This window comes from Pseudomonas sp. SCB32 (assembly GCF_009189165.1).
In the GTDB taxonomy this organism is placed as follows: Bacteria; Pseudomonadota; Gammaproteobacteria; order Pseudomonadales; family Pseudomonadaceae; genus Pseudomonas.
This window is the reverse complement of record NZ_CP045118.1, coordinates 452,613-477,961: the sequence shown is the minus strand read 5'-3', so window position 1 is coordinate 477,961 and position 25,349 is coordinate 452,613. Positions and strand designations below refer to the sequence as shown.

Here is a 25,349-nt window from a genome sequence, read left to right as displayed (position 1 = left end):
AGCGACGGGCCTATCAGGCCTGGGTCGGCGGCGTCACCGGAGCGGCGGCGGGCGTCACGACCGGTGCAGCGGCCGGTGTCGGAGTGACCACCGGAGCTGCCGGCTTGGCGGCGGCAGGCTTGGGTGCAGCTGCCTTCTTCACGGTCGGCTTCTTCGCGGCAGCCGGTTTCGCAGCGGCAGGTTTCGCAGCGGCAGGTTTCGCAGCGGCAGGTTTCGCCGCAGCAGCCTTGGCAGCCGGTTTTGCAGCGGGCTTGGCTGCCGGCTTCGCAGCCGGTTTGGCGGCAGCCTTGGCCGCAGGCTTCGCAGCAGCTTTCGCAGCCGGCTTGGCGGCTGGTTTCGCCGCAGGCTTGGCCGCCGCGGTCTTCGCAGCGGGTTTCGCGGCCGGTTTGGCTGCGGCTTTCGCGGCGGGTTTGGCAGCCGGTTTCGCGGCAGCTTTCGCGGCCGGCTTGGCTGCGGGCTTGACGCTGACGCCGGTGAGTTTCTCGATCTGCTTGGTCAGGCTCTCGACCTTGCTGTGCAGGTCCTTCACCTCACGGCTGCTCGGCACGCCCAGGCGGGAGATCGCGCTGTTCAGGCGCTTGTCGAACGCCTCTTCCAGCTCGCCCCACTTGTCGATCGCCTTGCCCTTGACCGCTTCAACCTTCGACTTGGCGGAGCGCGCCGAAGACTTCACCGCGCCGACGGATTTGTCGACTTCGGTCTTGGCTTCCTTTTCAGCCTTCTCGCCGTCCTTGACCAGGGTCTCGAACAACTTGCTGCCGTCCTTGCTGACCTTCGAGTAGGCCCCCAAGCCGGCCAGCCAGATCTGCCGCGAGTACTTCTCGATCTCGCCGATCCAACTGGACTCTTTATCGGTAGTTTTTTTGCCAGCCATCCTGCTCTCCTTATTGAGTTCTCGCGACACGCTCGAGCACTTCGCTCAGCGAATCCAGCTTAGCAGAGAGCTCCGCTACATCGCGCCTGGAGGGAATTCCGATTCGGTTGAGGGCAGAGGCTACACGTGCGTCGAACACCGCTTCGATCTTCTCGAAATTCAGCTTGGCCTTCACGCTGTGCAGGCGACCCTTGACGTTGTCGTTGGCGGCGTCGATCTGGGTGGTCACCAGCTCGCGGCCTTTCTTCTCCACGGACTCGCCGGACTTGACCAGTTCCTTGAAGTACTCGCTGCCTTCCTGCCCCACGCGGGCATAGGTGCCCAGGCCGGCGAGCCAGATCTGCCGGGCGTAGTGCTTGGCATCGGAGTAGAGGGATGATTCGAGTTCTACGACTTTCTTCTTGCTGACAGCCTTGGCCATGGTGGCACCTCACAGATTCGGATTCGAAGATGTCGAATAGCTGCCCGCGAAAGGCGGGACTGTGGCCAAGGTATCGGGGAAAATTAGAAAACACATACCAGCGTTTGTAGGACCGCCGGCGCCGCTGGAAAACGGCATGGCCCCGCGGGGAACGGGGCCGGCTTCGAATCAGGCCAGGGCCTTGTCCAGGGCGCGCTCGATCTCCCCCTTGAGCAGGCCGCTCATGGCCGAGAGCATCAGCCCCAGCTTCACGTCCACGGCGATCCTGTCCTCGCCCACCTCGATACGTCCGTCCACGCCGCTGCGCTTGATCACCAGGGTGTCGCCTTGCCATTCACTGCTCACGCCATGCTCGCGATTGAGCTTGTCGGCAAGCTTTTCCGCCTTCGCGCGGGCGGCTTCGCGGCCGAGGGAATGGGGGCGTTCGACGTGAATACGGGACATGCTGGAACTCCGAGACTGACTGACCTTGCGATCATACGCGCCGCGCCGTATCGCCGCACCCCGGTGGCGCCGTGACCGGGGCGGCGTTTTCCGTGCTTCCTGTTAGAATGCCCGCCACTGACTTCCAGGGTAGAAATGCCATGAGCGAACCGCGCAAGCCCGGAGCGGGCCAAGACCCCGCCGATCCCACCACGCACTTCGGCTACAAGACCGTGCGCGAGAGCGAGAAGGCCGAGAAGGTCGCCGAGGTATTCCACTCGGTCGCCGCCAAGTACGACCTGATGAACGACCTGATGTCCGGTGGCGTCCACCGCCTGTGGAAGCGCTTCACCATCGAGCTGTCCGGCGTGCGCGCCGGCAACCGGGTGCTGGACATCGCTGGCGGCACCGGTGACCTGACCCGCCAGTTCTCCCGCCTCGTCGGCCCTACCGGCGAAGTGGTGCTGGCCGACATCAACGCCTCGATGCTCAAGGTCGGCCGCGACAAGCTGCTCGACAGCGGCGTCGCCGGCAACGTCAGCTTCGTCCAGGCCGATGCCGAGAAGCTGCCCTTCCCCGACAACTACTTCGACGCGGTGACCATCGCCTTCGGCCTGCGCAACGTCACCCACAAGGACGAAGCCATCCGCTCCATGCTGCGGGTGCTCAAGCCCGGTGGCCGCCTGCTCGTGCTGGAATTCTCCAAGCCCACCAGCAGCCTGCTGTCCAAGGCCTACGACGCCTACTCCTTCACCCTGCTGCCGCTGATGGGCAAGCTGGTGACCAACGATTCCGAGAGCTACCGCTACCTCGCCGAATCGATCCGCATGCACCCTGACCAGGAAACCCTGAAGTCGATGATGGTGGAGGCCGGCTTCGACCGCGTCACCTACCACAACATGACCGGCGGCGTGGTCGCCCTGCACCGCGGCATCAAGCCCTGATGACCCTGCTCCTGCAGGCCGCCCTGGCCAGCGCCGAGGCCACCGTCAACCGCGTGCTGCGGCTCGATGGCGTGGCGCTGCGGCGTCTCGGCCGGCTCGCCGGCAAGGTGCTGGAAGTGGACTGCCAGGCGCCCGCGCTGCGGCTGTTCATCCTGCCCGATGCCGACGGCCTGCACCTGGCCGCGCACCATGAGGCACAGGCCGACTGCACCCTCGTCGCGCCGGCCGGCAGCCTGCTGCAACTGGCGCTGGCCAAGGACAAGACCCGCGTCCTGCACAGCCCGGAAGTGACCATGGGCGGAGACAGCGCCATGCTGCTGGAGCTGGCCGACATCCTCCAGAGCCTGGAGCTGGACTGGGAATACGAAGTCTCCCGCTGGCTCGGCCCGGTGCCTGCGCACCTGCTCGGCGCGCGCCTGCGCGGCGGCATGGCCTGGGCCGGCGACAGCCTGGCAAGCCTGCGCCTGAGCCTGGCGGACTACCTCGCCGAGGAGAGCCGCACCCTGGTCGGACAGCACGAAGCCGAAGCCCGCTTCGAAGAGCTGGACCAGCTGAAGATGTCCCTCGACCGCCTCGACGCGCGGATTACCCGCATGACCCAGAAGATCAAGCCTGACGCATGAAGCTGCTCGCCTTCCGCCGCCTGCTGCGCATCCAGCGCGTAGCCATCCGCTACCGACTGGACGACATGGTCCTCGAACTGCCCTTCCTGCCCTGGTGGCTGCGTCTGGTCGGAGGGCTGCTGCCGTGGCGCTGGCTGCCGCGCAAGCCGCTGCAGCTCAGCCGTGGCGAGCGCCTGCGGCTGACGCTGGAGGACCTCGGGCCGATCTTCATCAAGTTCGGCCAGATCCTCTCCACCCGCCGCGACCTGCTGCCCGACGACATCGCCAACGAGCTGGCGCGACTGCAGGACAAGGTTCCGCCCTTCCCGCCCGAGCTCGCCGTAGCGCGCATCGAGGAGCAGCTGGGGGCGAAGATCGAGCAGGTGTTCTCGCGCTTCGAGCGCGAACCGCTGGCTTCGGCCTCGGTGGCCCAGGTTCACGCCGCGCAGCTCAAATCCGGCGAAGAAGTGGTGGTGAAGGTGATCCGCCCGAACCTGGAGCCGGTGATCCGCTCCGACATCGCCTGGCTGCACATCCTCGCCCGTACCGCCGAACGCATCTCCGCCGACGCGCGCCGCCTGCACCCGGCGGAAGTGGTCAGCGACTACGAGAAGACCATCTACGACGAGCTCGACCTGCTGCGCGAAGCCGCCAACGCCTCGCAGCTGCGGCGTAATTTCGACGGCTCGCCGCTGCTCTACGTACCCCAGGTGTACTGGGACTGGTGCCGCCCGAAGGTGCTGGTGATGGAGCGCATCTACGGCATCCCGGTCACCGACCTGGACACCCTGCGCGACCAGCGCACCGACTTCAAGGCGCTGGCCGAGCGCGGCGTGGAGATCTTCTTCACCCAGGTATTCCGCGACAGCTTCTTCCACGCCGACATGCACCCCGGCAACATCTTCGTCAGCACCCGCACGCCCTGGAGCCCGCAGTACATCGCGGTGGACTGCGGCATCGTCGGCAGCCTCACCGACGAGGACCAGGACTACCTGGCGCGCAACCTGATCGCCTTCTTCAAGCGCGACTACCGTAAGGTCGCCCAGCTGCACATCGACTCGGGCTGGGTACCGGCCGAGACCAAGGTCAACGATTTCGAAGCGGCGATCCGCACCGTGTGCGAGCCGATCTTCGAGAAGCCGCTCAAGGACATCTCCTTCGGCCAGGTGCTGCTGCGCCTGTTCCAGACCGCGCGCCGCTTCAACATGGAAGTGCAGCCGCAACTGGTGCTTCTGCAGAAGACCCTGCTGAACATCGAAGGCCTGGGCCGCCAGCTCTACCCGGAACTGGACCTGTGGACCACCGCGCAGCCCTTCCTGGAACGCTGGATGCGCGAGCGCGTCAGCCCCGGCACCCTGCTGCGCAACGCCCAGCAGCACTTCGAACAGCTGCCGCATCTGGCACAGATGACCCGTGACACCCTTGAGCGCCTGTCCCGCGAGCCACAGCCTGAAAGCCGCGATGGCAGCGGCCAGGCGGGCATGGCCAGCGCCTGGCCGGCGCGACTGATTGGCGCGGTGCTGGTCGCCGGCGCCGCCGAAACCGGCCTCGCCACCCATACCCTCGCCGCCTGGCCAGCCTGGGCGATGCTGGCCGGTGGTCTATATCTGATTCTGCGCCGATAGCCAGTCGCCGCCCCGGCTGGCACACTTAAGCGTTGTAGACAGTGGCTCCGGGCACCGCGCGTGCCCGCCGTACGGAACCCGAGATGAAAGACTGGCTGGACGAAATCAACTGGAATGCCGATGGGCTGGTGCCGGCGATCGCCCAGGACCATCGCACCGGTCGCGTGCTGATGATGGCCTGGATGAACCGCGAGGCCCTGGCCCTGACCGCCGCCGAGAACCGTGCCATCTACTGGTCGCGCTCGCGCGGCAAGCTCTGGCGCAAGGGCGAGGAGTCCGGGCATGTGCAGAAGCTGCACGAGCTGCGCCTGGACTGCGACGCCGACGTGGTGATCCTGATAGTCGAGCAACTGGGCGGCATCGCCTGCCACACCGGCCGCGAAAGCTGCTTCTACCGGGTGTTCGAGAACGGCGCCTGGCAGACGGTCGACCCGGTCCTGAAGGACCCGGATGCCATCTACACCCACGCCGCTACAGGAAAACCCCATGAGCACTGATACCCTCGCCCGTCTGGCGGAAGTCCTCGAAGCGCGCAAGAATGCCGCACCGGACAGCTCCTACGTGGCCAGCCTGTATCACAAGGGCCTGAACAAGATCCTGGAGAAGGTTGGCGAAGAGTCGGTGGAAACCATTCTCGCCGCCAAGGACGCCGCCACCAGCGGTGATTGCACGGACCTGATCTACGAAACGGCCGACCTCTGGTTCCACTCCCTGGTGATGCTCGCCGCCCTCGGCCAGCACCCACAGGCGGTACTGGACGAGCTGGATCGCCGCTTCGGCCTTTCCGGGCACGACGAGAAAGCGGCACGCCAGCCGTCGGCCTGACACGAACAACTCGAGGAGAACAAGATGGGCATCTTTGACTGGAAACACTGGGTCGTCATCCTGATCGTCGTAGTCCTGGTCTTCGGCACCAAGCGCCTGAAGAACCTGGGTTCGGACGTCGGCGAAGCCATCAAGGGCTTCCGCAAGGCGATGAACACCGAGGAAGACGAGAAGAAAGACGCACCCGCCACTCCCGCTCAGCCGCTGAACCAGCCGCACACCATCGACGCCCAGGCGCAGAAGGTCGAAGAGCCGGCGCGCAAGGACTGATCCATGTTCGGTATCAGCTTCAGCGAACTGCTGCTGGTGGGCCTGGTCGCCCTGCTGGTGCTCGGCCCCGAGCGCCTGCCGGGTGCCGCGCGCACCGCCGGCCTGTGGATCGGCCGGCTCAAGCGCAGCTTCAACGCCATCAAGACGGAAGTGGAGCGTGAGCTGGGCGCGGATGAAATCCGCCGCCAGTTGCACAACGAGCACATCCTGCAGATGGAACAGGAAGCCAAGAAGCTGATGGCGCCGCTGACTGGCCTCAATCCATCCGCCGACGAAGGCCAGGCCGCGCAGCCGCAGGCGGAAACCCCGCCCCCAGCCCCGACTGTAGCGCCGACCATCGCGCCCAACAGCCGCCTGAACAACCTGCCGGGTGTGGGCCTTGCGCCTGCCGCCAGCCCGGAAGCGGCCCCCGCCGCCCCGGCCGAGCCGACCGCCACGCCCCAGGCGCCGGCCGCAAGCCAGCCGCCCGCATCGTCCGAGACGCCGCGTAACCCATGAGCGCCGAAAAACCCGAACAGCCCGAACACGACCAGGAAATGCCCCTGGTCTCGCACCTGACCGAGTTGCGTACACGCCTGCTGCGCTGCGTGATCTCGATCTTCGTGATCTTCATCGGCCTGCTGTACTTCTCGCAGAAGATCTACGCCCTGGCCTCCGCGCCGCTGCGGCGCTTCCTGCCCGAAGGCGCGACCATGATCGCCATCGACCCGGCGTCGGCCTTCCTCGCGCCGCTGAAGCTGACCATGATCGTCGCCGTGCTGCTCGCCATGCCAGTGATCCTCGGCCAGATCTGGGGCTTCATCGCGCCGGGCCTGTACAAGCACGAGAAGCGCGTCGCCCTGCCACTGCTGGCTTCCAGCATCGTGCTGTTCTATGCCGGCATGGCCTTCGCCTACTTCCTGGTATTCCCGTTGATGTTCCACTTCTTCCTCGGCCAGGCCCCGGAAGGCGTGACGCCGATGACCGACATCAACAGCTACCTGGACTTCCTCACCCTGCTGTTCGCCTTCGGCGTGGCCTTCGAGATTCCCGTGGCCACCGTCCTCCTGGTGTGGATCGGGGTGGTCGATGTGGCCTACCTGAAGAAGATCCGCCCCTACGTGATCATCGGCTGCTTCGTGGTCGGCATGCTCCTCACCCCGCCGGACCCGATGTCGCAGACCCTGCTGGCGGTGCCGATGTGGATGCTGTTCGAGGCCGGCGTGCTGTTCAGCCACCTGATCCGCAAGCGCGGGCCGGAAACCGAAGAAGACGAATCCAAGGGCGACCAGCCGCCGGCGACCCGCCCGTGAACCTGCTGCTGCTCGACGACGCCGACTTCGTCGCGGCGGATCGCGTGATCCTGCGCGACCGCCGCCTGACCCACATGCGGGAAGTCCACCGCGCCGAAAGCGGCGACCGGATGCGTGTCGGCCGACTCGGCGGCCTGATGGGCGAAGGTCGCCTGCTGCGCCTGGAAGCCAACGAAGCCGAGCTGCAGGTGAGCTTCGACTTGGGACCACCGGCCAAGCTGCCGATCACCCTGCTGCTCGCCCTGCCCCGCCCGAAAATGCTCCGCCGCGTACTGCAGACCGTCGCCGCCATGGGCGTGCCGCGCCTGGTCCTGCTCAACAGCTACCGGGTGGAAAAGAGCTTCTGGCAGACCCCCTTCCTCGACCCCGAGGCCGTGCGCGAGCAACTGATCCTGGGCCTCGAACAGGCCCGCGACACCGTACTGCCCGAGGTGACCATCGAGAAGCGCTTCAAACCCTTCGTCGAGGACCGCCTGCCCGCGCTGGCCGCCGGCAGCCTCGGCCTGATCGGCCATCCCGGCCCCTGGCCCGAGTGCCCGCGCGCGCTGAGCGAGCCGGTGACCCTGGCCATCGGCCCCGAAGGCGGCTGGATTCCCTATGAGGTCGACAAGCTGCGCGAAGCTGGCCTGAACCCCGTACAACTGGGCGAACGCATCCTGCGCGTCGAAACCGCCGTCACCGCTCTCTTGGCACGCCTGTTCTAGTACCAACTGGCTCAAAGCCCGCAACCACGCGGCCTCCAGCGTGAACCAGTAGTCAGAAAAACATCTCGAAACACTTCAGTTCCAGGCATCGGCGCCGATACCCGCGATACCGGTCGTTCCCACTCTGCGCATCCCCCGCTCAGCCATGCGTACCGGACCTGTTCATCGCTGGAGCCCCGCCACCATGTTCCGCTGGTTCAACAACCTCAGTGTCAAACTCAAACTCGCCGCCGGCTTCGGCCTGGCGCTGCTGCTCACCCTGCTGATCGCCCTCACCGGCTGGATCAACCTGAGCAACGTGATCAACCGGGGCGACAAGCTCGGCGAGATTTCCGAACTGGTGGCAGTCGCCAAGGACCTGCGCATCGCCCGCCTGAAGTTCCAGTCCACCCGTGCGCCGGAAGACGCAAAGCTGGTGATCGATACGCTGGACCAGCTGGATCAGCGGCATAAGAACCTCTACGCGAAGTTCAGCGAGAAGGACGACCACCGCAAGCTGGACCAGCAACATGAGCTGTCCGGGGACTACCGCCGCCTGTATGCCGAACTGGTGAAATCCTTCGAAGCCCGCGACGCCGCCAAGCAGAACCTCATCCGCAATGCCGCGCTGATCACCGGCGGCCTGGAGAAAGCCGAACAGAAACTGGTCGCCAGCAGCAGCCTCGAGGCTCCGCGGCAATTGCAGGCGCTGGCCAGCCTGGGCCGCCAGGTGATGGCGGCGCGCTTCCAGGTGCTCGCCTACACCAGCGTCGACAACCCCGCGCTGGAAAAGACCGCGGTCGACGGGCTCCAGCAAGCCACCCAGGCCGTGCAGGCCGGCATGCAGGGCGCCCCCACCGATCTGGCAGCCGACTACCAGAGCGCCCTCGACGCACTGGCCGCCTATCGCGCGGCGCTCGACACCTACCGCACCGAGGTCAATGCCAGCCAGGCCGCCCGTGACCGCATGCGTGAGGCCGGGGTGCAGATCGAGAAGATCAGCAGTGAGCTGACCGTCAGCGAGACCGCCAAGCGTGATGCCGGCGTCGACCAGGCGAAGACCCTGCTGGGCCTGGCCGCGCTGATCGCGCTGGTGTTCGGCCTGGTCGCCGCATGGACCATCACCGGGCAGATCGTCAATCCGCTGCGCGAGGTACTGGGGCACGCCGAACGCATCGCCGACGGTGACCTCTCCCGCGACATCCACACCAGCCGTACCGACGAACTGGGCCAGCTGCAGAAGAGCATGCAGCGCATGAACCTGTCCCTGCGCGAGCTGATCGGCCGCATCCACGACGGCGTAACGCAGATCGCCAGCGCCGCCGAGGAACTGTCCGCGGTCACCGAGCAGACCAGCGCCGGGGTCAACAACCAGAAGGGCGAGACCGACCAGGTCGCCACCGCCATGAACGAGATGGCCGCCACCGTGCAGGAAGTCGCGCGCAACGCCGAGGAGGCCTCCGAGGCCGCCTCCGCCGCCGACCGCGAGGCCCGCGAAGGCGAAGGCGCGGTCAACGAAGCGGTCGGGCAGATGGACCGCCTGGCCAGTGAGGTCGACCGCTCCAACGAGTCGGTGCTCAAGCTCAAGCGCGAAAGCGAGAAGATCGGCAGCGTGCTGGACGTGATCAAGGCGGTGGCCGAACAGACCAACCTGCTGGCGCTCAACGCCGCCATCGAGGCCGCCCGCGCCGGCGACGCCGGCCGTGGCTTCGCCGTGGTGGCCGATGAAGTGCGCGCCCTGGCGCAGCGCACCCAGTCCTCCACCGAGGAGATCGAGGAGCTGATCGCCGGCCTGCAGAGCGGCACCCAACAGGCCGTGCAGATGATGGAGACCAGCCGCGAGCTGACCGTCAGCACCGTCGACCTGACCCGTCGCGCCGGCGCGCGCCTGGGCGCGATCACCCGCACCGTCTCGACCATCCAGTCGATGAACCAGCAGATCGCCGCCGCTTCCGAGCAGCAGAGCGCCGTGGCCGAAGAGATCAACCGCAGTGTGATGAACGTGCGCGACATCTCCGAGCAGACCGCCGCCGCCAGCGAGGAAACCGCCGCCTCCAGCATGGAGCTGGCGCGCCTGGGCAATGAGCTGCAGGTGCTGGTCAGCCACTTCCGCGTCTGATCGTCGGCGTGATGACAAAGGCCCGCGCAATGCGGGCCTTTTTTCTGCTCATCGCCCAGCGCCCTGTCTTCGATCGGTCCGTAGGATGGCGTGGAGCGAAGCGATACCCATCGCTTCCCGCGCGAACACTTCTGGTGGGTATCGCAAGCTCCACCCATCCTACGTAACTACGAAGCCAACACTACACAGCACCCTGTAGGAGCGGGCCTATCTCCAAAAGAGCAAATCGTGACCATTTTTCACCTTTAGTTTCCGAATTAGCCGCCGATACCCTCTGACGCACACAGATGCGTCCCGAGAAAATCCGCCTCACCCGCCCCCCAACCGATCCTCCCTGCCTCGGGCCGTCGATCCCGTGGCGAAGCCTTTCTGGAGCTTTCGACATGTACGATTGGTTAGTAGTCCAGCTGGGACGTCTGAACGTCAGCCTCAAGCTGGTGGTGGGTTTCGGCATCCTTCTGTTCCTCACGCTGCTGGTCCTGCTCGGCGGCCTGCGCAGCCTGGACAACCAAGCCGGGCGCGGCGAGCAACTGGCGACCATCACCGAACTGAGCAGTCTCAGCCAGCAAGCCAACCTCGCCCGTCTGCAATTCGAACTGGGTGGCGACCGCGCCCAGGCCGAGCGGGTCGAGCAGCACAGCACGAAGATGCTGGAGCTGATCGAGCGACGCCTGAACGACAGCGACGTCGACGCAGCGCAGCTGAATGCGGTGCGCCAGGCGGTGGCCAATTACCGCGAGGCCTTCAATGGCCTGACCCGCTCCGGCGTCACCGCCACGCAGCAGGCGCGCCAGGCCCTGGACGTCGCCAGCCAGGCGATGCTCAGCGCCAGCACCCGGCTGTACAGCGACACGCTGCAGCGCAACACGGATGAAACCGCCGCCGCCAAGACCCGCCTGATCTTCATCGCGGTCCTTGCCCTGGCTTTCGGCCTGCTGTCCGGCTGGGCCATCAACCGCCAGATCGTCCGCCCGCTCCACGAAGCGCTGGAGCTGGCCGAGCACATCGCTCAGGGTGACCTGTCGCGGGGCCTGGCGCGCGAACTGAACCTGCACCGTCCCGACGAGCTGGGGCAGTTGCAACGGGTCATGATGCGTATGCGCGAGAACCTGGCCCTATTGATCGGCCAGCTCGGCGGCAGCGTCGGCCAGCTGGCCACGGCGGCCGACGAGCTCTCGGCGGTCACTGAGCAGACCCGCGCCGGGGTGAACGCCCAGCGGGTGGAAACCGAACAGGTGGCCAGCGCCATCCACGAGATGGCCGCCACTGTGCAGGAAGTCGCGCGCAATGCCGAACAGGCCTCCCTGGCTGCTCAGCAAGCGGACCAGCAGGCACGCCAGGGCGACCAGGTGGTGCGCGACGCGGTGGCGCAGATCGACCGCCTGGCCAGCGAGGTGGATCGTTCCGCCGAGGCCATGGAGTCGTTGCGCCAGGAAAGCGACAAGATCGGCAGCGTACTGGATGTGATCAAGTCGGTGGCCGAGCAGACCAACCTGCTGGCGCTCAACGCTGCCATCGAGGCCGCCCGCGCTGGCGACGCCGGGCGTGGTTTCGCCGTGGTGGCCGACGAAGTGCGCGGCCTGGCAAAGCGCACGCAGCAGTCTACCGAAGAGATCGAGGGCCTGATCGCCGCCCTGCAGCGCGGCGCCCAGGACGCGGCGCAGCGCATGGACGGCAGCCGCCGGCTGACCGGCAGCTCGGTGGAATTGACCCGCCGCGCGGGCGAGGCACTGGGCGAGATCGCCCGCGCCGTGGCCGACATCCAGGGCATGAACCTGCAGATCGCCTCCGCCGCCGAACAGCAGAGCAGCGTGGCCGAGGAGATCAACCGCAGCGTGGTGCAGGTGCGCGAGATCGCCGAGCAGTCCGCCGCCGCCAGCGAGCAGACTGCCGGCTCCAGCACCGAACTGGCACGTCTGGGCAATGAACTGCAGCTGCAGGTAGGCCGCTTCCGCCTGTGACCGTCGAACCGGTCGGTGCTCCCGCGCCGACCAGCAACGGCAGGACAGTTGTCATGGGCATGGCGTAGGATCAGTGACTCGCCACTTTGGGAGAGAGACCATGCGCCCGCTGACCATCGACCTCGACGAACTGGCCTTCGCGCTCGATACCCAAGGGATCGACCACTACCTGGACCTGCTCAGCGGCCAGGTGCTGCTGATTCCCGAAGACGATCCCGACCCCGAGCTGGCCGAATTGCTGCACCGCGAACCGGAGCGCCTGCTGCCCATCGAGCCGCTGAGCAGCGGCCAGTCGCTGGACCTGATGCGCAATTTCCTGCGCGACGTACCCGACCCCCACGCCTACTCCGCCCTGGCCAATGCCATCGAGGGGCGCAAGCCGTTCAAGGCCTTCCGTCACGTGCTGATGGGATATCCCGAGCTGTTGCAGGCCTGGAATGCGTACCAGGCCGAGCGCCTGCGCGAGTGTGCGCTGGACTGGCTGGCGGACAACCATATCCATCCCGCGGGGCGCAGTATTGGCGCGCCCCTGTAGGAGCGCCCCATGGGCGCGATCGCGGGCATGGCCCGCTCCTACAGGCTGACTCCACCGCATAAACAAAAACGCCGCCCCGAAGGGCGGCGTTTTCATTTCCCAATCCAGAACGATCAGCCTTGCGGCGCCTCGTCCTTGATCGGCTTGGCTTGCGCCGCGCTTTCGCTCCAGCCGCCGCCGAGGGCCTTGTACAGGTTCACCTCGCTGGTCAGCTGGTTCAGTCGATCGCTGATCAGCTGCTGCTGGGCGGCGTAGAGCGAGCGCTGCGCATCGAGCAGGGTCAGGTAGTTATCAACCCCGGTGCGGTAGCGATGGTTGGCCAGCTGGTAGTACTTGTCGCTGGCGGCGACCAACGCACGCTGCGCCTGCAGCTGCTCGCCGAAGGTGCCACGGGCGGCGAGGCCGTCGGCGACTTCGGAGAAGGCCGTCTGGATGGTCTTCTCGTACTGCGCCACATTGATGTCCTTCTGCACCTTGGCCAGGTCCAGGCTCGCCTGCAGGGAGCCGGCGTTGAAGATCGGCAGGCTGATGGACGGCTGGAACAGCCAGCTGCCGGAACCGGAATCGAACAGGCCGGAAAGATCCGGGCTCAAGCTGCCGGCGTTGGCGGTCAGGCTGATGCGCGGGAAGAATGCCGCGCGCGCCGCGCCGATATTGGCGTTGGCGGCCTTGAGCTGGTGCTCGGCCTGAATGATGTCCGGACGACGCTGCAGCAGATCGGACGGCAGGCCCGCCGGCACGGTGGCCAGCAGGTCGTCGGACAGCTCGCGCCCCTTGGGCAGGTCGGCCGGCAGGCCGGAGCCCAGCAGCAATACCAGGGCATTCTGGTCCTGGGCGACCAGGCGGGTGTACTGCGTCGAGCCCGCACGCGCGCGCTCCACCGAAGTCTGCGACTGGGCCAGGTCCAGCGCCGAGGCGGCACCCACCTCGTAGCTGCGCTTGGTCAGGTCGTAGCTCTTCTGGTAGGTGGCCAGGGTACTGCGCGCCAGTTCCAGCTGGGCCTGGTCGGAGCGCAGCGTCAGATAGGCGTTGGCGACGTTGGCCACCAGGCTGGTCTGGGTGCTGCGGCGCGCCTGCTCGCTGGCGAAGTAGGTTTCCAGCGCCTGGTCGCGCAGGGCACGCAGGCGGCCGAACAGGTCGATCTCCCAGGCGGTGACGCCCAGGGTCGCGCCGTACTCGCTGGTGATCGTCGAATGGCCGGTCTGCGACAGGGCGCCCGGCACATGCTGGCGCGAACCGCTGACACTGGCATCCACCGCCGGGAACAGATCGGCCCGCTGAATGCGGTACTGCGCCCGGTAGGCCTCGATGTTCAGCGCGGCGACGCGCAGGTCGCGGTTGTTTTCCAGCGACACTTCGATCAGGCGCTGCAGCTGCGGGTCCTTGAAGAACTCGCGCCAGCCGATGTCGGCGCCGGCATTCGCCGGTTTCGCCGCCTCGTAGGCTTCGCCCTGCGGGTAGGCCGCGGCCACGGGCGCCTCGGGGCGCTCGTAGTCGGGGATCAGCGAGCAGCCGGACAACACACCGGCGGCGATCGCGAGGGACAATAGGGACTTTCTCATATCAATGCCCTTTCTCGGTGGCTTCCTGTTCCTTGGACGCTGCGTCCTTGAACAGAGTGCTCACCACCACATAGAACAACGGTACCCAGAAGATCGCCAGGACGGTCGCCGTGACCATGCCGCCGATTACGCCGGTACCAATCGCGTGCTGGCTGCCCGAGCCTGCGCCGGAGGAAATCGCCAGCGGCACCACGCCGAGGATGAACGCCAGGGAGGTCATGACGATCGGACGCAGACGCATCCGGCACGCCTCGATGGCCGCCTCGACGATGTGCTTGCCCTCTCGCTCGTGCAGTTCCTTGGCGAATTCCACGATGAGGATCGCGTTCTTCGCCGACAGCCCGATGGTGGTCAACAGGCCCACCTGGAAGAACACGTCATTAGACAGGCCGCGCATGGAGGTCGCCAAGAGTGCGCCGATCACACCCAGCGGCACCACCAGCATCACCGAGAACGGAATCGACCAGCTCTCGTACAGGGCCGCCAGGCAGAGGAACACCACGATCAGCGACAGGGCGTAGAGCGCAGGGGCCTGGGAGCCGGACAGCCGTTCCTCGTAGGACAAGCCGGTCCAGGCGTAACCAACGCCCTTGGGCAATTGCTGGACGATCTCCTCGACCGCGGCCATGGCCTCACCGGTACTGCGGCCCGGGGCCGGCTCACCGAGGATTTCCATGGCCGGCACGCCGTTGTAGCGCGCCAGCTTCGGCGAGCCATAGCTCCACTCGCCGGTAGCGAAGGCGCTGAACGGCACCATCTCGCCCTTGTCGTTGCGCACGTACCACTTGTCCAGGTCTTCCGGGCTCATCCGCGCATTCGGCTGGCCCTGCAGGTAGACCTTCTTCACCCGGCCCCGGTCGATGAAGTCGTTGACGTAGTTCGAACCCCAGGCGATGGAAAGGGTGCTGTTGATATCGGCCAGCGAAACACCCAGTGCGCTGGCCTTCTCGTCATCGATCAGCAGCTTGTACTGCGGCTCGTCGTTCAGGCCGTTGGGACGCACGCGCTGCAGCGCCGGGTGCTTCGCCGCCAGGCCGAGGAACTGGTTGCGCGCCTGCATCAGCACGTCGTGCCCCACGCCGGCCTGGTCCTGGAGATAGATGTCGAAGCCCACGGCGTTACCCAGTTCGAGTACCGCCGGCGGGGCGAAGGCGAACACCATCGCATCCTTGAAGCTGAAGAAGTGCTTCTGGGCACGCTGGGCCAGGGCAAACACATTGTTCTCCGCCCCCGGACGCTCTTCCCAGGGCTTGAGCATGATGAACGCCAGGCCCGAACTCTGGCCACGGCCGGCGAAGTTGAAGCCGGTCACGGTGAACACCGAGGCCACCGAGCTGCTTTCCTTGTCCAGCAGGTACTCACGCATGGCGTCCACCACCACCTGGGTGCGCTCGGCGGACGAGCCGGCCGGCGTCTGCACCTGGGCGAACAGCACGCCCTGGTCCTCGTCGGGAAGGAACGCGGTGGGGATGCGGGAGAACAGGTAGACCATGCCGCCGAGGATCAGGACATACATCAGCAGGTACGGGAAGCGGTGCTTGAGGATCGACGAAACGCCGCGCTCATAGCCATGGGTGGTGGAGATGAAGGCGCGGTTGAACCAGCCGAAGAAGCCGCGCTTGTGCTCGCCGTGATCGCCCTTCTCGATGGGCTTGAGCATGGTGGCGCAGAGCGCGGGGGTCAGTACCAGGGCCACCAGCACCGACAGGGCCATGGCCGAGACGATGGTGATGGAGAACTGGCGGTAGATCACCCCGGTGGAACCACCGAAGAACGCCATCGGCAGGAACACCGCCGACAGCACCAGGGCGATACCGACCAGCGCGCCCTGGATCTGGCCCATGGACTTGCGCGCCGCTTCCCTGGGCGACAGGCCGTCCTCGGCCATCACCCGCTCGACGTTTTCCACCACGACGATGGCGTCGTCCACCAACAGGCCGATCGCCAGCACCATGCCGAACATAGTCAGGGTGTTGATCGAGAAGCCGAAGGCGGCGAGCACGCCGAAGGTGCCCAGCAGGACCACCGGCACCGCGATCGTCGGGATCAGCGTGGCGCGGAAGTTCTGCAGGAACAGGTACATCACCAGGAATACCAGCAGGATCGCTTCACCCAGGGTCTTCACCACCTCATGGATGGAGGCGGAAACCACCGGGGTAGTGTCGTACGGGTAGACGATCTGCATGCCCTGCGGGAAGAACGGCTCCAGCGAGGACAGCGTGGCGCGGATCGCCTTGGCAGTGTCCAGCGCGTTGGCGCCGGTGGCCAGCTTGATCGCGATACCCGAGGCCGGCTTGCCGTTGAACTGGGCGTTGATGCTGTAGTCCTGGCCGCCCAGGGTCACGTCGGCGACGTCCTTCAGGCGCACCTGGGAACCGTCGGCGTTGACCTTGAGGAGGATTTCCTTGAACTGCTCTGCGTTCTGCAGGCGGGTCTTGCCGATGATGGTGGCGTTGAGCTGCTGGCCCTTGACCGCGGGCAGACCGCCCAGCTGGCCGGAGGAAATCTGCACGTTCTGCGCCTGGATCGCCGTACGCACGTCACCCGGGGTCATCTGGTAGCTGTTGAGCTTGGCCGGGTCGAGCCAGATGCGCATGGCGTACTGCGAACCGAACACCTGGAAGTCACCCACACCGGTGGTCCGCGACAGCGGGTCCTGGAGGTTGGAGACGATATAGTTCGACAGGTCTTCCCGGGTCATGCTGCCGTCTTTGGAGACGACGCCAACCACCATCAGGAAGTTCTTCACCGCCTTGGTCACGCGGATGCCCTGCTGCTGCACTTCCTGCGGCAGGAGCGGCGTGGCCAGCTGCAGCTTGTTCTGCACCTGGACCTGGGCGATGTCGGGGCTGGTGCCCTGGTCGAAGGTCACGGTGATGGTCATGCTGCCGTCGGAGTTACTTTCCGAGGAGATGTAGCGCAGATGGTCGAGACCGTTCATCTGCTGCTCGATCACCTGCACCACGGTGTCCTGCACCGTTTCGGCGGAGGCGCCCGGGTAGGCGACCTGAATGGCGATGGCCGGCGGCGCGATGGCCGGGTACTGGTTTACCGGCAGCTTGAGGATCGACAGACCGCCCGCCAGCATGATCACCAGGGCGATCACCCAGGCGAAGATCGGCCGGTCAATGAAAAACTTCGACATTACGAATCCCCTTGATTAACCCTGCTTGGCCGGTTGCGCGGCGGCGGGTTGCTCGGCGGCCCCAGCGGTGGGCGCCACGTTCTTCGCGGGTACGGCCTTGGCCTGGACGCCCGGCTGGACGAACTGCAGGCCTTCGGTGATCAGTCGGTCACCGGGCTTCAGGCCGTCGGTGACCAGCCAGTAGGCACCGACGGTGCGCTCGGCCTTGAGAGTGCGCTGCTCGACCTTGTCGCCGTTACCCAGCACCAGCGCAGTGGCCTGGCCACGGAAATCACGGGTCACGCCTTGCTGCGGCGCGAGGATGGCCTGCTTCTTCACGCCTTCCTGCAGCTGCGCATGGACGAACATGCCCGGCAGCAACTCCTTGTTCGGGTTGGGGAAGATCGCGCGCACGGTGACCGAGCCGGTGCCCTGGTCGACCGAAACCTCGGAGAACTCCAGCTTGCCCTCGATCGGGTACTCGGAGCCGTCCTCCAGGTACAGCTTGACCTTGGCCGCGTTGTCGCCGGCCTTCTCCAGTTGCCCTGCGGCCAGCTCGCGGCGCAGGCGGATCAGCGAGGTGGTGGGCTGGGTCACGTCGACATAGATCGGGTCCAGCTGCTGCACGGTCGCCATCGCGGTGGCCTGGCCGTTCTGCACCAGCGCGCCCTCTGTGACCGAGGAGCGGCCGATACGACCGGAGATCGGCGAGTAGACCTTGGTGTAGCGCACGTTGATCTTGGCGTTGTCCACCGTGGCCTTGGCCTGGAGGTAGGCAGCCTGGGCATCGGCGTACTGCTGCTTGCTCACCGCCTCGTCCTTCACCAGCTCCTTGTAGCGCTCGGCCTGCTGCTGGGTGGAGACCAGGTTGGCCTCGGCACTTTGCAGGGTGGCGTCGTAGGTGGCCGGATCGATCTGGTACAGCTGCTGGCCTTCCTTGACGTCGCTGCCTTCCTTGAACAGGCGCTTGAGGATGATGCCGTTCACCTGCGGGCGAACCTCGGCGATGCGATAGGCAGTTGTGCGGCCGGGCAGCTCGGTGCTCAAGGCGACCTCCTGCGGCTGCAGGGTCACCACCCCGACTTCGGGGATCGGCTTCTCCTGCGGAGCCTGGCTCTTGTCACAGCCGGCAAGGGTGGCCATGGCGACGAGCAGGGCCGGAACCAGGGCGCGCATGGCTGGCTTTCGTTGCATATCGTTGTCCTCGTGAGCAAAGCATCCGGCGTGGCGGTCCGGAAAAGCTGGCAAAAATACTTACATTCAATTCTGTTTGTAAACGTCCGAAAGCCCTGAAGGAAACCTACTGAAACGATTTAGCCATTTGCCGAATTCGCAGTAGATTTCCCGCAAGGCGGAGGTCTGACAGCACAAAGTTGATAACATCAACTAAAATAAGAAAAATGGTTGATCCAATCAACCGAATTTACATTCCGTTTACCGTGACCGCACCGATGACCCACACCGTGAATCCCGAGCTGCCACAAGCCCTGATGCAGGTTTTCGACTACCTGCGCGAACGCATCCAGGACAAGTTGTGCGCCGAGGGTATCGACCTCGCGCCGCCGGACATCCGCCTGCTCGAACTGATCGGCGCCGATGCCGGCCAGAGCCTGCAGAGCCTGGGGCGAAAACTGTGCCGCGACAAGGCGCTGGTCACCCGCAAGATTCGCGAGATGGAAGAGCTCGGGCTGGTCCGCCGCGAGCGCAATCCCGAAGATCAACGCAGCTTCCAGCTATTCCTCACCGAGGCCGGCTGGACCATCGAAGCGCGCACCCAAGCCATCCTCGCACAAACTCATGACGATCTGTTCGCGCCGCTCGACGACACCCAGCAACAGATGCTCAGCCGTCTGCTCCAACAGTGCCTGACAGGCCGCCCGGAGTAAGAAGCTGTTTACGATCTGCTGCGCGTCAGCCGTAGGGCGTTGAAAAGCGCCCTCAGATGCTCATTTACAGCACGTAAACTCCGCTCTTCGGGCGCTTCTCGCCTACTACGGCTCTAGCTCGCCAGATCGTAAACAGGCTCTGAGCCGCACAAACGAAAACGCCGGCATCCGCCGGCGTTTTCGCAGTCTCGCGTCTTACTGACGCACCCCTTCGACCGACAGGGTCAGCTCCACTTCCTGGGAAGCCGGGCCAAGGTCGCGCTGAATGTTGAAGTCCTTCAGCTTGAGGGTGGTGGTGCCGTGGAAGCCGGCACGGTAGCCGCCCCACGGATCGTCGCCCTGGCCAACCAGCTCGGCCTTGATGGTGACCGGCTTGGTCACGCCGTTCAGGGTCAGGTTGCCGGTGATTTCGGCGTTCTTGCCATCGGCCTTCACAGCGGTGGACTCGAAGGTCGCGGTCGGGTTCTTCGACACGTTGAGGAAGTCCGCGCTGCGCAGGTGCTTGTCACGCTCGGCGTGGTTGGAGTTCACGCTGTTGGTGTTGATGGTCACCTTGACCTTGTCGGCCGCCGGGTTCTTCTCGTCGAAGGTGAAATCACCGCCGAAGTCGTCGAAGCGGCCATACAGCCAGCTGTAGCCCAGGTGCTTGATGCGGAACTCGATGAAGGCGTGCTGGCCTTCCTTGTCGATCTTGTAATCCGCGGCCATGGCCTGGCCGGCGGAGAACAACGCAGTCCCCAGAGCCAGCGCGGCGAAGGTCTTCTTCAACATTGAACAATCTCCCTATGAGTGAGTTTTTTACTTCGCGGCGCGGCCGAGCATACGCGTCAGCGTGGCGTCGCGATCGATGAAGTGATGCTTGAGGGCCGCCAGGGCGTGCAGCACGGCCAGTACCACCAGCGCCCAGGCCAGGTAGAGGTGGATGGCGCCCGCGACGTCGGCCTGGTCAGGCAGGCCGCTCAGGGTGGCAGGCACGTCGAACCAGCCGAATACGCTGATCGGCTTGCCTTCGGCGGTGGAGATCAGGTAGCCGGCGATCATCACGGCGAACAGCAGGCCATACAGGGCGAGGTGCCCCAGCCTGGTGGCCAGGCGGGTCATCGAGCCATGGCTGGCCGGCGCCGGCGGCGGCGGGCTGACGAAGCGCCAGAACACGCGCAGAACCAGGGCGATGAGCAGCAGGATGCCGATGCCTTTGTGGATTTCCGGAGCCCGGTGGTACCAGCTGTCGTAGTAGTCCAGCTCACGCATCCACAGGCCCAGGCCGAACAGGCCGAAGACCACCAGCGCACTGCCCCAGTGCATGAACAGGCTGACCAGTCCGTAGCGTGCGGGGGAATTACGCCATTGCATCGATCCACATCCTTGAAAAATGGAGGCTCAAGACTAGCGGCAAATCCATCGAATAAAAGCGGAAAATCCTGCTTTGAAACATCGATTCACAAGATAGATCGCCAGTGAAACGGGCGAACCAGCGCCCGAAAACAACAATGCCGGCTTTAGCCGGCATTGTGTGCAGAACGGATCAGGTCAGAACGGCAGCCAGGACAGAACGCCCTTCTTCTCACCCTTGGCAGCGGCCGGAGCCTCGCCAGCGGCGGGCTTGCTGTCGGCCACTGGCATCTTGCCTTCGAGCGCCGGGGTCTTGCCGACCTGCAGGTCGCGGACCTGGCTGGCGGCGCGCTTGCCGCTGCGCAGGGCGCCTTCCAGGGTACCCGGATAGAGCGCGTCGGTGTGCTCGCCGGCGAAGGCGACGCGGGACACCGGGGTTTCCCAGACACGCCAGAAGCGGCTGATCTGACCCGGACCGTAGGCCAGGTAGGAGCCGCCGGTGCCGGCGTCGATGCTGTAGCGACGCATTTCATAGCCGTCGTACGCGCCACGCATCTTCGGGTAGTACTTGTTCATGCGGATCAGCACCTGTTCCGACAGCTGACGGTCGCCAAAAGCCTGCATCAGGCGGGCGTTGTCACCGGACAGGTTGATCAGCACGTTGGCGCCGCCCTTGGTCGCAGGCTCGACCCAGATCATGCCCAGGCCCTGGTCGCTGAAGATCTCGCCGGACAGGCGGGTCTTATCGTCCCATACCGGACGCTTGAACTTCATCAGGATCTGGTCGCGCCAACCGTAGTTGGTGCCCTTCAGCGCGGCCTGCTGCTTCTCGTTCAGGCCCGGGGTCATCTGGATGTTGCCCAGCGCGCGCAGCGGCACGGCCAGCACCAGGTAGTCGGCGCTGTAGCCGGTGGGGCCGACCTTGACGGTCACGCCGTCCTTGTCCTGGGTGATCGAGGTGACCTTGGCGTTGGTCTTGATGGTCTTGAGCTGCTTGACGAAGCCCTGCGCCAGCACCTGGCTGCCACCCGGCAGGCGCGCAGCGCGCAGGTCGCGGTCATCGACGTTGCGGTACACGCGGCCCTGCTGGGCGAGGTACAGCAGCGACAGGCGCGACGGCTCGTCATAGCGCGAACGGATGCGCTGGTTGACCAGCAGGCGCGCGGTCGGCGACAGGTTCAGCTTGTCCAACCAGCGCGCGGCGTTCATCTGGTCAAGGGCGAACAGGGTCTTGCTCGCCAGCGGGTTGAGCGGGTCCTCGATGGAGGCGGCCAGCTCGTCCAGCGACTTCTCGAAGCGCTCCAGATCCGCGGCAACGGCCGGCATCTTCTGCTTCAGGTCGCTGCTGGAGTAGTACACGCCATCGATCAGGTAACTCGGCGTACGCACGAACTCGGGGGCCGGAACGGACTTGATCTTCAGGGTATCCAGGTAACCGTTCAGTGTCGGCTGCACCTTGGCGTTGCCGATCCACTCGCTGGTGGCCAGGCCCGAGCGCCCACCCACCTGCGGCTTGGCCTCCAGCACGGTGACCTGCCAGCCGGCCTGTTGCAGTTCATAGGCCGCAGACAGACCCGCGAGTCCGGCGCCCACCACGATGGCCGTCGGCTGTTTGTCCTTGCCCAGCGCCACAACGCTGAACACCCCCAGAGCAAGCAACGCGGCAGCGCGCAGCCATCCCTTCTTCATCGCCAAGTTCCCCAAAAGGTGCAAAAGCGCGAAGCATACGTCAGCGCCTGAAGGGCGGATAGCCATCTTGGTCGGCAATCAACGGTATGTGTCGTAGGACCTGTCCTTGTTCATCTCAGGTGCATTGCATAGGCTTGGCCGACCCCTCTCAAGCCGCCAGCCAGACGACCAGACAGATAAGGAGCAGCCCCATGGGCCTGAATGCCGAGTGGATGCAGCGCGATCTCCAGGTGCTATGGCACCCCTGCACCCAGATGAAAGACCACGAGCGCCTGCCGGTGATCCCGATCCGCCGCGGCGAAGGCATCTGGCTGGAGGACTTCGAAGGCAAGCGCTACCTGGATGCGGTCAGCTCCTGGTGGGTCAACGTCTTCGGCCACGCCAACCCGCGCATCAACCAGCGCATCAAGGACCAGGTGGACCAGCTGGAGCACGTGATCCTCGCCGGCTTCAGCCACCAGCCGGTAATCGAGCTGTCCGAGCGCCTGCTGCGCCTGGCCCCGGCCGGATTCTCCCGGGTGTTCTACGCCGACAGCGGCTCGGCCGGCATCGAAGTGGCGCTGAAGATGAGCTACCACTACTGGCACAACCTCGGCCAGCCGGAGAAGAAGCGCTTCATCACCCTGACCAACAGCTACCACGGCGAGACCGTGGCGGCGATGTCGGTGGGCGACGTGGCGCTGTTCACCGAGACCTACAAGTCGCTGCTGATGGACACCATCAAGGTGCCGACCCCCGACTGCTACCTGCGCCCCGAGGGGGTGAGCTGGGAAGAACACTCGCGGACCATGTTCGCCGCCATGGAGCAGGCGCTGGAGCAGCACCATAAAGAGGTTGCGGCAGTCATCGTCGAACCTCTGGTGCAAGGCGCCGGCGGCATGCGCATGTACCACCCGATCTATCTCAAGCTGCTGCGCGAGGCCTGCGACCGCTACGACGTGCACCTGATCCACGACGAGATCGCCGTGGGCTTCGGCCGCACCGGCACCATGTTCGCCTGCGAGCAGGCCGGCATCACCCCGGACTTCCTGGTGCTCTCCAAGGCGCTGACCGGCGGCTACCTGGCGATGAGCGCGGTGCTCACCACCGACAAGGTCTACCAGGCGTTCTACGACGACTATTCCACCCTGCGCGCCTTCCTCCACTCGCACACCTACACCGGCAACCCGCTGGCCTGCGCCGCCGCCCTGGCGACCCTGGACATCTTCGAGCAGGACAACGTCATCGAGGCCAACAAGGCCCTGGCGGCGAAGATGGCCAGCGCCACCGTGCACCTGGCCGACCACCCGCACGTCTCGGAAATCCGCCAGACCGGCATGATCCTCGCCATCGAGATGGTCCAGGACAAGGCCACGAAAACCGCCTACCCGTGGCAGGAGCGCCGCGGCCTGAAGGTCTTCCAGCATGGCCTGGAGCGCGGCGCACTCCTGCGCCCGCTGGGCAGCGTGGTGTACTTCCTGCCGCCGTACATCATCACCCCCGAGCAGATCGACTTCCTCGCCGAAGTCGCCAGCGAAGGCATCGACATCGCCACCCGCGACGCGGTGAGCGTGGCCGTCAGCAACTTCCACCCGGACCACCGCGATCCGGGCTGATCGGCTACAAGCGGCAGGCCGAAAGCTTTAAGCTTGCCGCTTTCCCCTTCTGCACCGATAACGCCATGCGCCTCTCCCGCTTCTTCATCGACGCCCCGCTCTCCCTCGGCCAGCACGAGCTGCCCGAAGCCCAGGCCCACTACATCGGCCGCGTGCTGCGGCACACGGCCGGCGACGCCGTGCAACTGTTCGACGGCTCGGGCCGCGAATACCTGGGCGAGCTGATCGAGGTGGGCAAGAAGAACGTCCGCGTGGAGCTGCGTGAGGTCTTCGACGGCCAGGCCGAATCGCCGCTGCGCGTGCACCTGGGCCAGGGCCTGTCCCGTGGCGAGCGCATGGACTGGGCGATCCAGAAAGCCACCGAACTGGGTGCCAGCGAGATCACCCCGATCGTCAGCGAACGCTGCGAAGTGCGCCTGAAGGACGAGCGCGCCGACAAGCGCATGGCCCACTGGCGCCAGGTGGCGATCAGCGCCTGCGAACAGTGCGGCCGCTCGGTGCTGCCGGTGCTCAATGCGCCGGTCACCCTGGCCGAGTGGCTGGAAAGCTGCGAGGCGCAGCTCAAGCTGGTGCTGCACCCGGTGGCGGAGCCGCTGACCAGCCATGACAAGCCGCAGAGCCTGGCTTTCCTGATTGGCCCCGAGGGTGGGTTGAGCGATGCGGAAGTGGAACAGGCGAAGTCCGCAGGGTTCCATGCGGCGCGACTGGGGCCGCGGGTGTTGCGGACCGAGACCGCGCCAGTGGTGGCGCTGAGCGTGGCGCAGCAGCTTTGGGGTGATTTCTAATCGCTTCGGCGTATGACGGGTTCGCGAGCACGAACTAGGCGTCCCCCTCGGCCCTACGAAAAGCGCACTGTACTTACCGGCGACCTGTATGAGCGAGCTTGCTCGCGAACCGTCCAGCGCCGAAACATCCGGCGCCTCAGATTCCCCGCAACGCCAGCCCCGCCAGTAGCAGCAGCACCACACCGCACAATGCGTGGCTCACCCGATGCCAGCGCGGCGAAGCGTTGCGCCGCAGCCAGTCCACCAGCGCCGCGCAGAAGAAGCAGCAGAGCACCGATGCCATCATGAAGCCGGCGAAGAACACCAGCGAGTCCCGCAGCGTCGGCACGCCTTCCACCAGCCCGGCCATGGCCCCGCCCAGCGCGCCCCAGTAGACAATGTTCTTCGGGTTCGACAGCGACAGCATGGCCCCGGAAGCGAAGGCCCCGGCGTTTTGCTCGCCGCCGGCGCCCGCCACCACTCCCACCCGACGGGCATCGCGCAGGCTCTGCACGCCCAGCCACGCCAGGTACGCCGCGCTGGACAGGGTCAGCGGCAGGCGCAGCGTCTCATGGCCGAGCAGCAGCGCCAGCCCGGTCAGGCCGATCAACGCCCAGACGGCATCGCCGATCAGCGAGCCGAACTGCACCAGCAGCGCCGGGCGGAAGCCGCCGTTGAGACCACGGCGCAGGGTTTCGGCAAGCACGGCGCCGGGGGACAGGCAGAAGACGATGCCGAACAGCAGTGCGGCGAAGAACAGGGTCATGGATCAGTTCTCGAACAGAAGGGCGATGGCGTGATTTTGCCTGGGCAACGGACACCG

At 65.7% G+C, this 25,349-nt stretch carries 25 protein-coding genes and 1 pseudogene; 16 read left to right on the top strand and 10 right to left on the bottom strand.

The genetic code is table 11. From position 1 onward, the window contains the following. Positions 1-13: 13 nt before the first annotated feature. The 3 genes from GA645_RS02250 to GA645_RS02240 all read right to left on the bottom strand — a co-directional run bounded on the left by GA645_RS02250 (position 14) and on the right by GA645_RS02240 (position 1,739). The gene (locus tag GA645_RS02250) at positions 14-874 is read right to left on the bottom strand and encodes a phasin family protein (RefSeq protein ID WP_152219577.1); all 861 of its coding nucleotides are present in this window, start codon (positions 872-874) and stop codon (positions 14-16) included. 10 nt (positions 875-884) lie between these two features. Then, positions 885-1,295, bottom strand: a complete 411-nt coding sequence (locus GA645_RS02245; RefSeq protein WP_152219575.1) for a phasin family protein — start codon at positions 1,293-1,295, stop codon at positions 885-887. 168 nt (positions 1,296-1,463) lie between these two features. Next, a complete protein-coding gene (locus GA645_RS02240) occupies positions 1,464-1,739 on the bottom strand; it encodes a polyhydroxyalkanoic acid system family protein (RefSeq protein ID WP_152219573.1) in 276 nt (91 codons plus the stop codon). Between the two features lie 140 nt (positions 1,740-1,879). Here GA645_RS02240 and ubiE point away from each other — a divergent pair, with 140 nt between their 5' ends. The 13 genes and pseudogenes from ubiE to GA645_RS02180 all read left to right on the top strand — a co-directional run bounded on the left by ubiE (position 1,880) and on the right by GA645_RS02180 (position 12,574). Then, positions 1,880-2,662, top strand: a complete 783-nt coding sequence (gene ubiE, locus GA645_RS02235; protein ID WP_152219571.1) for a bifunctional demethylmenaquinone methyltransferase/2-methoxy-6-polyprenyl-1,4-benzoquinol methylase UbiE — start codon at positions 1,880-1,882, stop codon at positions 2,660-2,662. Next, complete coding sequence (locus GA645_RS02230) at positions 2,659-3,285, top strand: SCP2 domain-containing protein (RefSeq protein WP_256676158.1); 627 nt, start codon at positions 2,659-2,661, stop codon at positions 3,283-3,285. Before ubiE ends, GA645_RS02230 begins: the two co-directional genes overlap by 4 nt. Then, positions 3,282-4,889, top strand: a complete 1,608-nt coding sequence (gene ubiB, locus GA645_RS02225) for a ubiquinone biosynthesis regulatory protein kinase UbiB (protein WP_152219567.1) — start codon at positions 3,282-3,284, stop codon at positions 4,887-4,889. Before GA645_RS02230 ends, ubiB begins: the two co-directional genes overlap by 4 nt. 83 nt (positions 4,890-4,972) lie before the next feature. Then, complete coding sequence (gene hisI / locus GA645_RS02220) at positions 4,973-5,386, top strand: phosphoribosyl-AMP cyclohydrolase (RefSeq protein WP_152219565.1); 414 nt, start codon at positions 4,973-4,975, stop codon at positions 5,384-5,386. After that, positions 5,376-5,714 carry a phosphoribosyl-ATP diphosphatase gene (locus tag GA645_RS02215; RefSeq protein ID WP_065086256.1) on the top strand — a complete coding sequence of 113 codons (339 nt, stop codon included), beginning with the start codon at positions 5,376-5,378 and terminating at the stop codon, positions 5,712-5,714. The genes hisI and GA645_RS02215 overlap by 11 nt, the downstream gene beginning before the upstream one ends. A 24-nt stretch (positions 5,715-5,738) precedes the next feature. Then, positions 5,739-5,984 carry a twin-arginine translocase TatA/TatE family subunit gene (locus GA645_RS02210; RefSeq protein ID WP_152219563.1) on the top strand — a complete coding sequence of 82 codons (246 nt, stop codon included), beginning with the start codon at positions 5,739-5,741 and terminating at the stop codon, positions 5,982-5,984. Between the two features lie 3 nt (positions 5,985-5,987). Then, positions 5,988-6,482: a Sec-independent protein translocase protein TatB gene (gene tatB / locus GA645_RS02205; protein WP_152219561.1), complete on the top strand. Its 495-nt coding sequence runs from the start codon at positions 5,988-5,990 to the stop codon at positions 6,480-6,482. Continuing rightward, entirely contained in the window at positions 6,479-7,276 is a 798-nt protein-coding gene (gene tatC, locus GA645_RS02200; RefSeq protein WP_152219559.1) for a twin-arginine translocase subunit TatC, read from the top strand. Before tatB ends, tatC begins: the two co-directional genes overlap by 4 nt. Continuing rightward, a complete protein-coding gene (locus GA645_RS02195) occupies positions 7,273-7,980 on the top strand; it encodes a 16S rRNA (uracil(1498)-N(3))-methyltransferase (protein WP_152219557.1) in 708 nt (235 codons plus the stop codon). Before tatC ends, GA645_RS02195 begins: the two co-directional genes overlap by 4 nt. Before the next feature lie 145 nt (positions 7,981-8,125). After that, positions 8,126-9,157, top strand: a pseudogene (locus tag GA645_RS29230) (methyl-accepting chemotaxis protein); the annotation flags it as partial. 48 nt (positions 9,158-9,205) lie between these two features. Further along, on the top strand, positions 9,206-10,078 hold the full coding sequence (locus tag GA645_RS29225; RefSeq protein ID WP_372239794.1) for a methyl-accepting chemotaxis protein: 873 nt from the start codon (positions 9,206-9,208) through the stop codon (positions 10,076-10,078). A 383-nt stretch (positions 10,079-10,461) separates the two neighbouring features. Continuing rightward, the gene (locus GA645_RS02185; RefSeq protein ID WP_152219553.1) at positions 10,462-12,039 is read left to right on the top strand and encodes a methyl-accepting chemotaxis protein; all 1,578 of its coding nucleotides are present in this window, start codon (positions 10,462-10,464) and stop codon (positions 12,037-12,039) included. Positions 12,040-12,139: 100 nt separating this feature from the next. Then, a complete protein-coding gene (locus GA645_RS02180) occupies positions 12,140-12,574 on the top strand; it encodes a UPF0158 family protein (protein ID WP_152219551.1) in 435 nt (144 codons plus the stop codon). A 113-nt stretch (positions 12,575-12,687) separates the two neighbouring features. Here the strand turns inward: GA645_RS02180 and GA645_RS02175 are convergent, their stop codons facing one another. The 3 genes from GA645_RS02175 to mexA are packed head-to-tail and all read right to left on the bottom strand — an operon-like array spanning position 12,688 to position 18,454. Next, positions 12,688-14,136, bottom strand: coding sequence for an AdeC/AdeK/OprM family multidrug efflux complex outer membrane factor (locus tag GA645_RS02175; RefSeq protein ID WP_152219549.1), 1,449 nt, complete (start codon positions 14,134-14,136; stop codon positions 12,688-12,690). A gap of 1 nt (position 14,137) precedes the next feature. After that, positions 14,138-17,281 (bottom strand): efflux RND transporter permease subunit, encoded by a 3,144-nt coding sequence (locus GA645_RS02170; protein WP_152219547.1) that lies wholly within the window; start codon positions 17,279-17,281, stop codon positions 14,138-14,140. A gap of 15 nt (positions 17,282-17,296) precedes the next feature. Continuing rightward, the gene (gene mexA, locus GA645_RS02165; protein ID WP_152219545.1) at positions 17,297-18,454 is read right to left on the bottom strand and encodes a multidrug efflux RND transporter periplasmic adaptor subunit MexA; all 1,158 of its coding nucleotides are present in this window, start codon (positions 18,452-18,454) and stop codon (positions 17,297-17,299) included. A 257-nt stretch (positions 18,455-18,711) separates the two neighbouring features. Here mexA and GA645_RS02160 point away from each other — a divergent pair, with 257 nt between their 5' ends. Beyond that, entirely contained in the window at positions 18,712-19,146 is a 435-nt protein-coding gene (locus GA645_RS02160) for a MarR family winged helix-turn-helix transcriptional regulator (protein WP_152219543.1), read from the top strand. 195 nt (positions 19,147-19,341) lie between these two features. Here GA645_RS02160 and GA645_RS02155 read toward each other — a convergent pair whose 3' ends face one another. From GA645_RS02155 to GA645_RS02145, 3 genes are all read right to left on the bottom strand, one after another. Continuing rightward, positions 19,342-19,917: a YceI family protein gene (locus tag GA645_RS02155; RefSeq protein ID WP_152219541.1), complete on the bottom strand. Its 576-nt coding sequence runs from the start codon at positions 19,915-19,917 to the stop codon at positions 19,342-19,344. 27 nt (positions 19,918-19,944) lie between these two features. After that, positions 19,945-20,499 carry a cytochrome b gene (locus GA645_RS02150; RefSeq protein ID WP_152219539.1) on the bottom strand — a complete coding sequence of 185 codons (555 nt, stop codon included), beginning with the start codon at positions 20,497-20,499 and terminating at the stop codon, positions 19,945-19,947. Positions 20,500-20,676: 177 nt separating this feature from the next. Then, positions 20,677-22,167 (bottom strand): flavin monoamine oxidase family protein, encoded by a 1,491-nt coding sequence (locus GA645_RS02145; RefSeq protein ID WP_152219537.1) that lies wholly within the window; start codon positions 22,165-22,167, stop codon positions 20,677-20,679. Positions 22,168-22,358: 191 nt separating this feature from the next. On the opposite strand from GA645_RS02145, the gene GA645_RS02140 reads away from it, so the two are divergent. Both GA645_RS02140 and GA645_RS02135 read left to right on the top strand, forming a co-directional pair. Next, positions 22,359-23,762 (top strand): adenosylmethionine--8-amino-7-oxononanoate transaminase, encoded by a 1,404-nt coding sequence (locus tag GA645_RS02140; RefSeq protein ID WP_152219535.1) that lies wholly within the window; start codon positions 22,359-22,361, stop codon positions 23,760-23,762. A gap of 65 nt (positions 23,763-23,827) precedes the next feature. Further along, positions 23,828-24,547: a 16S rRNA (uracil(1498)-N(3))-methyltransferase gene (locus tag GA645_RS02135; RefSeq protein ID WP_152219532.1), complete on the top strand. Its 720-nt coding sequence runs from the start codon at positions 23,828-23,830 to the stop codon at positions 24,545-24,547. Between the two features lie 136 nt (positions 24,548-24,683). Here the strand turns inward: GA645_RS02135 and GA645_RS02130 are convergent, their stop codons facing one another. Continuing rightward, positions 24,684-25,292: a LysE family transporter gene (locus GA645_RS02130; protein WP_152219530.1), complete on the bottom strand. Its 609-nt coding sequence runs from the start codon at positions 25,290-25,292 to the stop codon at positions 24,684-24,686. Positions 25,293-25,349: the final 57 nt, after the last annotated feature.

What these genes read in the sequence shown, in the direction of transcription:
- GA645_RS02250 (WP_152219577.1), bottom strand. Translation starts at nt 874, where the DNA reads ATGGCTGGCAAAAAAACTACCGATAAAGAGTCCAGTTGGATCGGCGAG.
- GA645_RS02245 (WP_152219575.1), bottom strand. Translation starts at nt 1,295, where the DNA reads ATGGCCAAGGCTGTCAGCAAGAAGAAAGTCGTAGAACTCGAATCATCC.
- GA645_RS02240 (WP_152219573.1), bottom strand. Translation starts at nt 1,739, where the DNA reads ATGTCCCGTATTCACGTCGAACGCCCCCATTCCCTCGGCCGCGAAGCC.
- ubiE (WP_152219571.1), top strand. Translation starts at nt 1,880, where the DNA reads ATGAGCGAACCGCGCAAGCCCGGAGCGGGCCAAGACCCCGCCGATCCC.
- ubiB (WP_152219567.1), top strand. Translation starts at nt 3,282, where the DNA reads ATGAAGCTGCTCGCCTTCCGCCGCCTGCTGCGCATCCAGCGCGTAGCC.
- hisI (WP_152219565.1), top strand. Translation starts at nt 4,973, where the DNA reads ATGAAAGACTGGCTGGACGAAATCAACTGGAATGCCGATGGGCTGGTG.
- GA645_RS02215 (WP_065086256.1), top strand. Translation starts at nt 5,376, where the DNA reads ATGAGCACTGATACCCTCGCCCGTCTGGCGGAAGTCCTCGAAGCGCGC.
- GA645_RS02210 (WP_152219563.1), top strand. Translation starts at nt 5,739, where the DNA reads ATGGGCATCTTTGACTGGAAACACTGGGTCGTCATCCTGATCGTCGTA.
- tatB (WP_152219561.1), top strand. Translation starts at nt 5,988, where the DNA reads ATGTTCGGTATCAGCTTCAGCGAACTGCTGCTGGTGGGCCTGGTCGCC.
- tatC (WP_152219559.1), top strand. Translation starts at nt 6,479, where the DNA reads ATGAGCGCCGAAAAACCCGAACAGCCCGAACACGACCAGGAAATGCCC.
- GA645_RS29225 (WP_372239794.1), top strand. Translation starts at nt 9,206, where the DNA reads ATGCAGCGCATGAACCTGTCCCTGCGCGAGCTGATCGGCCGCATCCAC.
- GA645_RS02185 (WP_152219553.1), top strand. Translation starts at nt 10,462, where the DNA reads ATGTACGATTGGTTAGTAGTCCAGCTGGGACGTCTGAACGTCAGCCTC.
- GA645_RS02180 (WP_152219551.1), top strand. Translation starts at nt 12,140, where the DNA reads ATGCGCCCGCTGACCATCGACCTCGACGAACTGGCCTTCGCGCTCGAT.
- GA645_RS02175 (WP_152219549.1), bottom strand. Translation starts at nt 14,136, where the DNA reads ATGAGAAAGTCCCTATTGTCCCTCGCGATCGCCGCCGGTGTGTTGTCC.
- GA645_RS02170 (WP_152219547.1), bottom strand. Translation starts at nt 17,281, where the DNA reads ATGTCGAAGTTTTTCATTGACCGGCCGATCTTCGCCTGGGTGATCGCC.
- mexA (WP_152219545.1), bottom strand. Translation starts at nt 18,454, where the DNA reads ATGCAACGAAAGCCAGCCATGCGCGCCCTGGTTCCGGCCCTGCTCGTC.
- GA645_RS02160 (WP_152219543.1), top strand. Translation starts at nt 18,712, where the DNA reads ATGACCCACACCGTGAATCCCGAGCTGCCACAAGCCCTGATGCAGGTT.
- GA645_RS02155 (WP_152219541.1), bottom strand. Translation starts at nt 19,917, where the DNA reads ATGTTGAAGAAGACCTTCGCCGCGCTGGCTCTGGGGACTGCGTTGTTC.
- GA645_RS02150 (WP_152219539.1), bottom strand. Translation starts at nt 20,499, where the DNA reads ATGCAATGGCGTAATTCCCCCGCACGCTACGGACTGGTCAGCCTGTTC.
- GA645_RS02145 (WP_152219537.1), bottom strand. Translation starts at nt 22,167, where the DNA reads ATGAAGAAGGGATGGCTGCGCGCTGCCGCGTTGCTTGCTCTGGGGGTG.
- GA645_RS02140 (WP_152219535.1), top strand. Translation starts at nt 22,359, where the DNA reads ATGGGCCTGAATGCCGAGTGGATGCAGCGCGATCTCCAGGTGCTATGG.
- GA645_RS02135 (WP_152219532.1), top strand. Translation starts at nt 23,828, where the DNA reads ATGCGCCTCTCCCGCTTCTTCATCGACGCCCCGCTCTCCCTCGGCCAG.
- GA645_RS02130 (WP_152219530.1), bottom strand. Translation starts at nt 25,292, where the DNA reads ATGACCCTGTTCTTCGCCGCACTGCTGTTCGGCATCGTCTTCTGCCTG.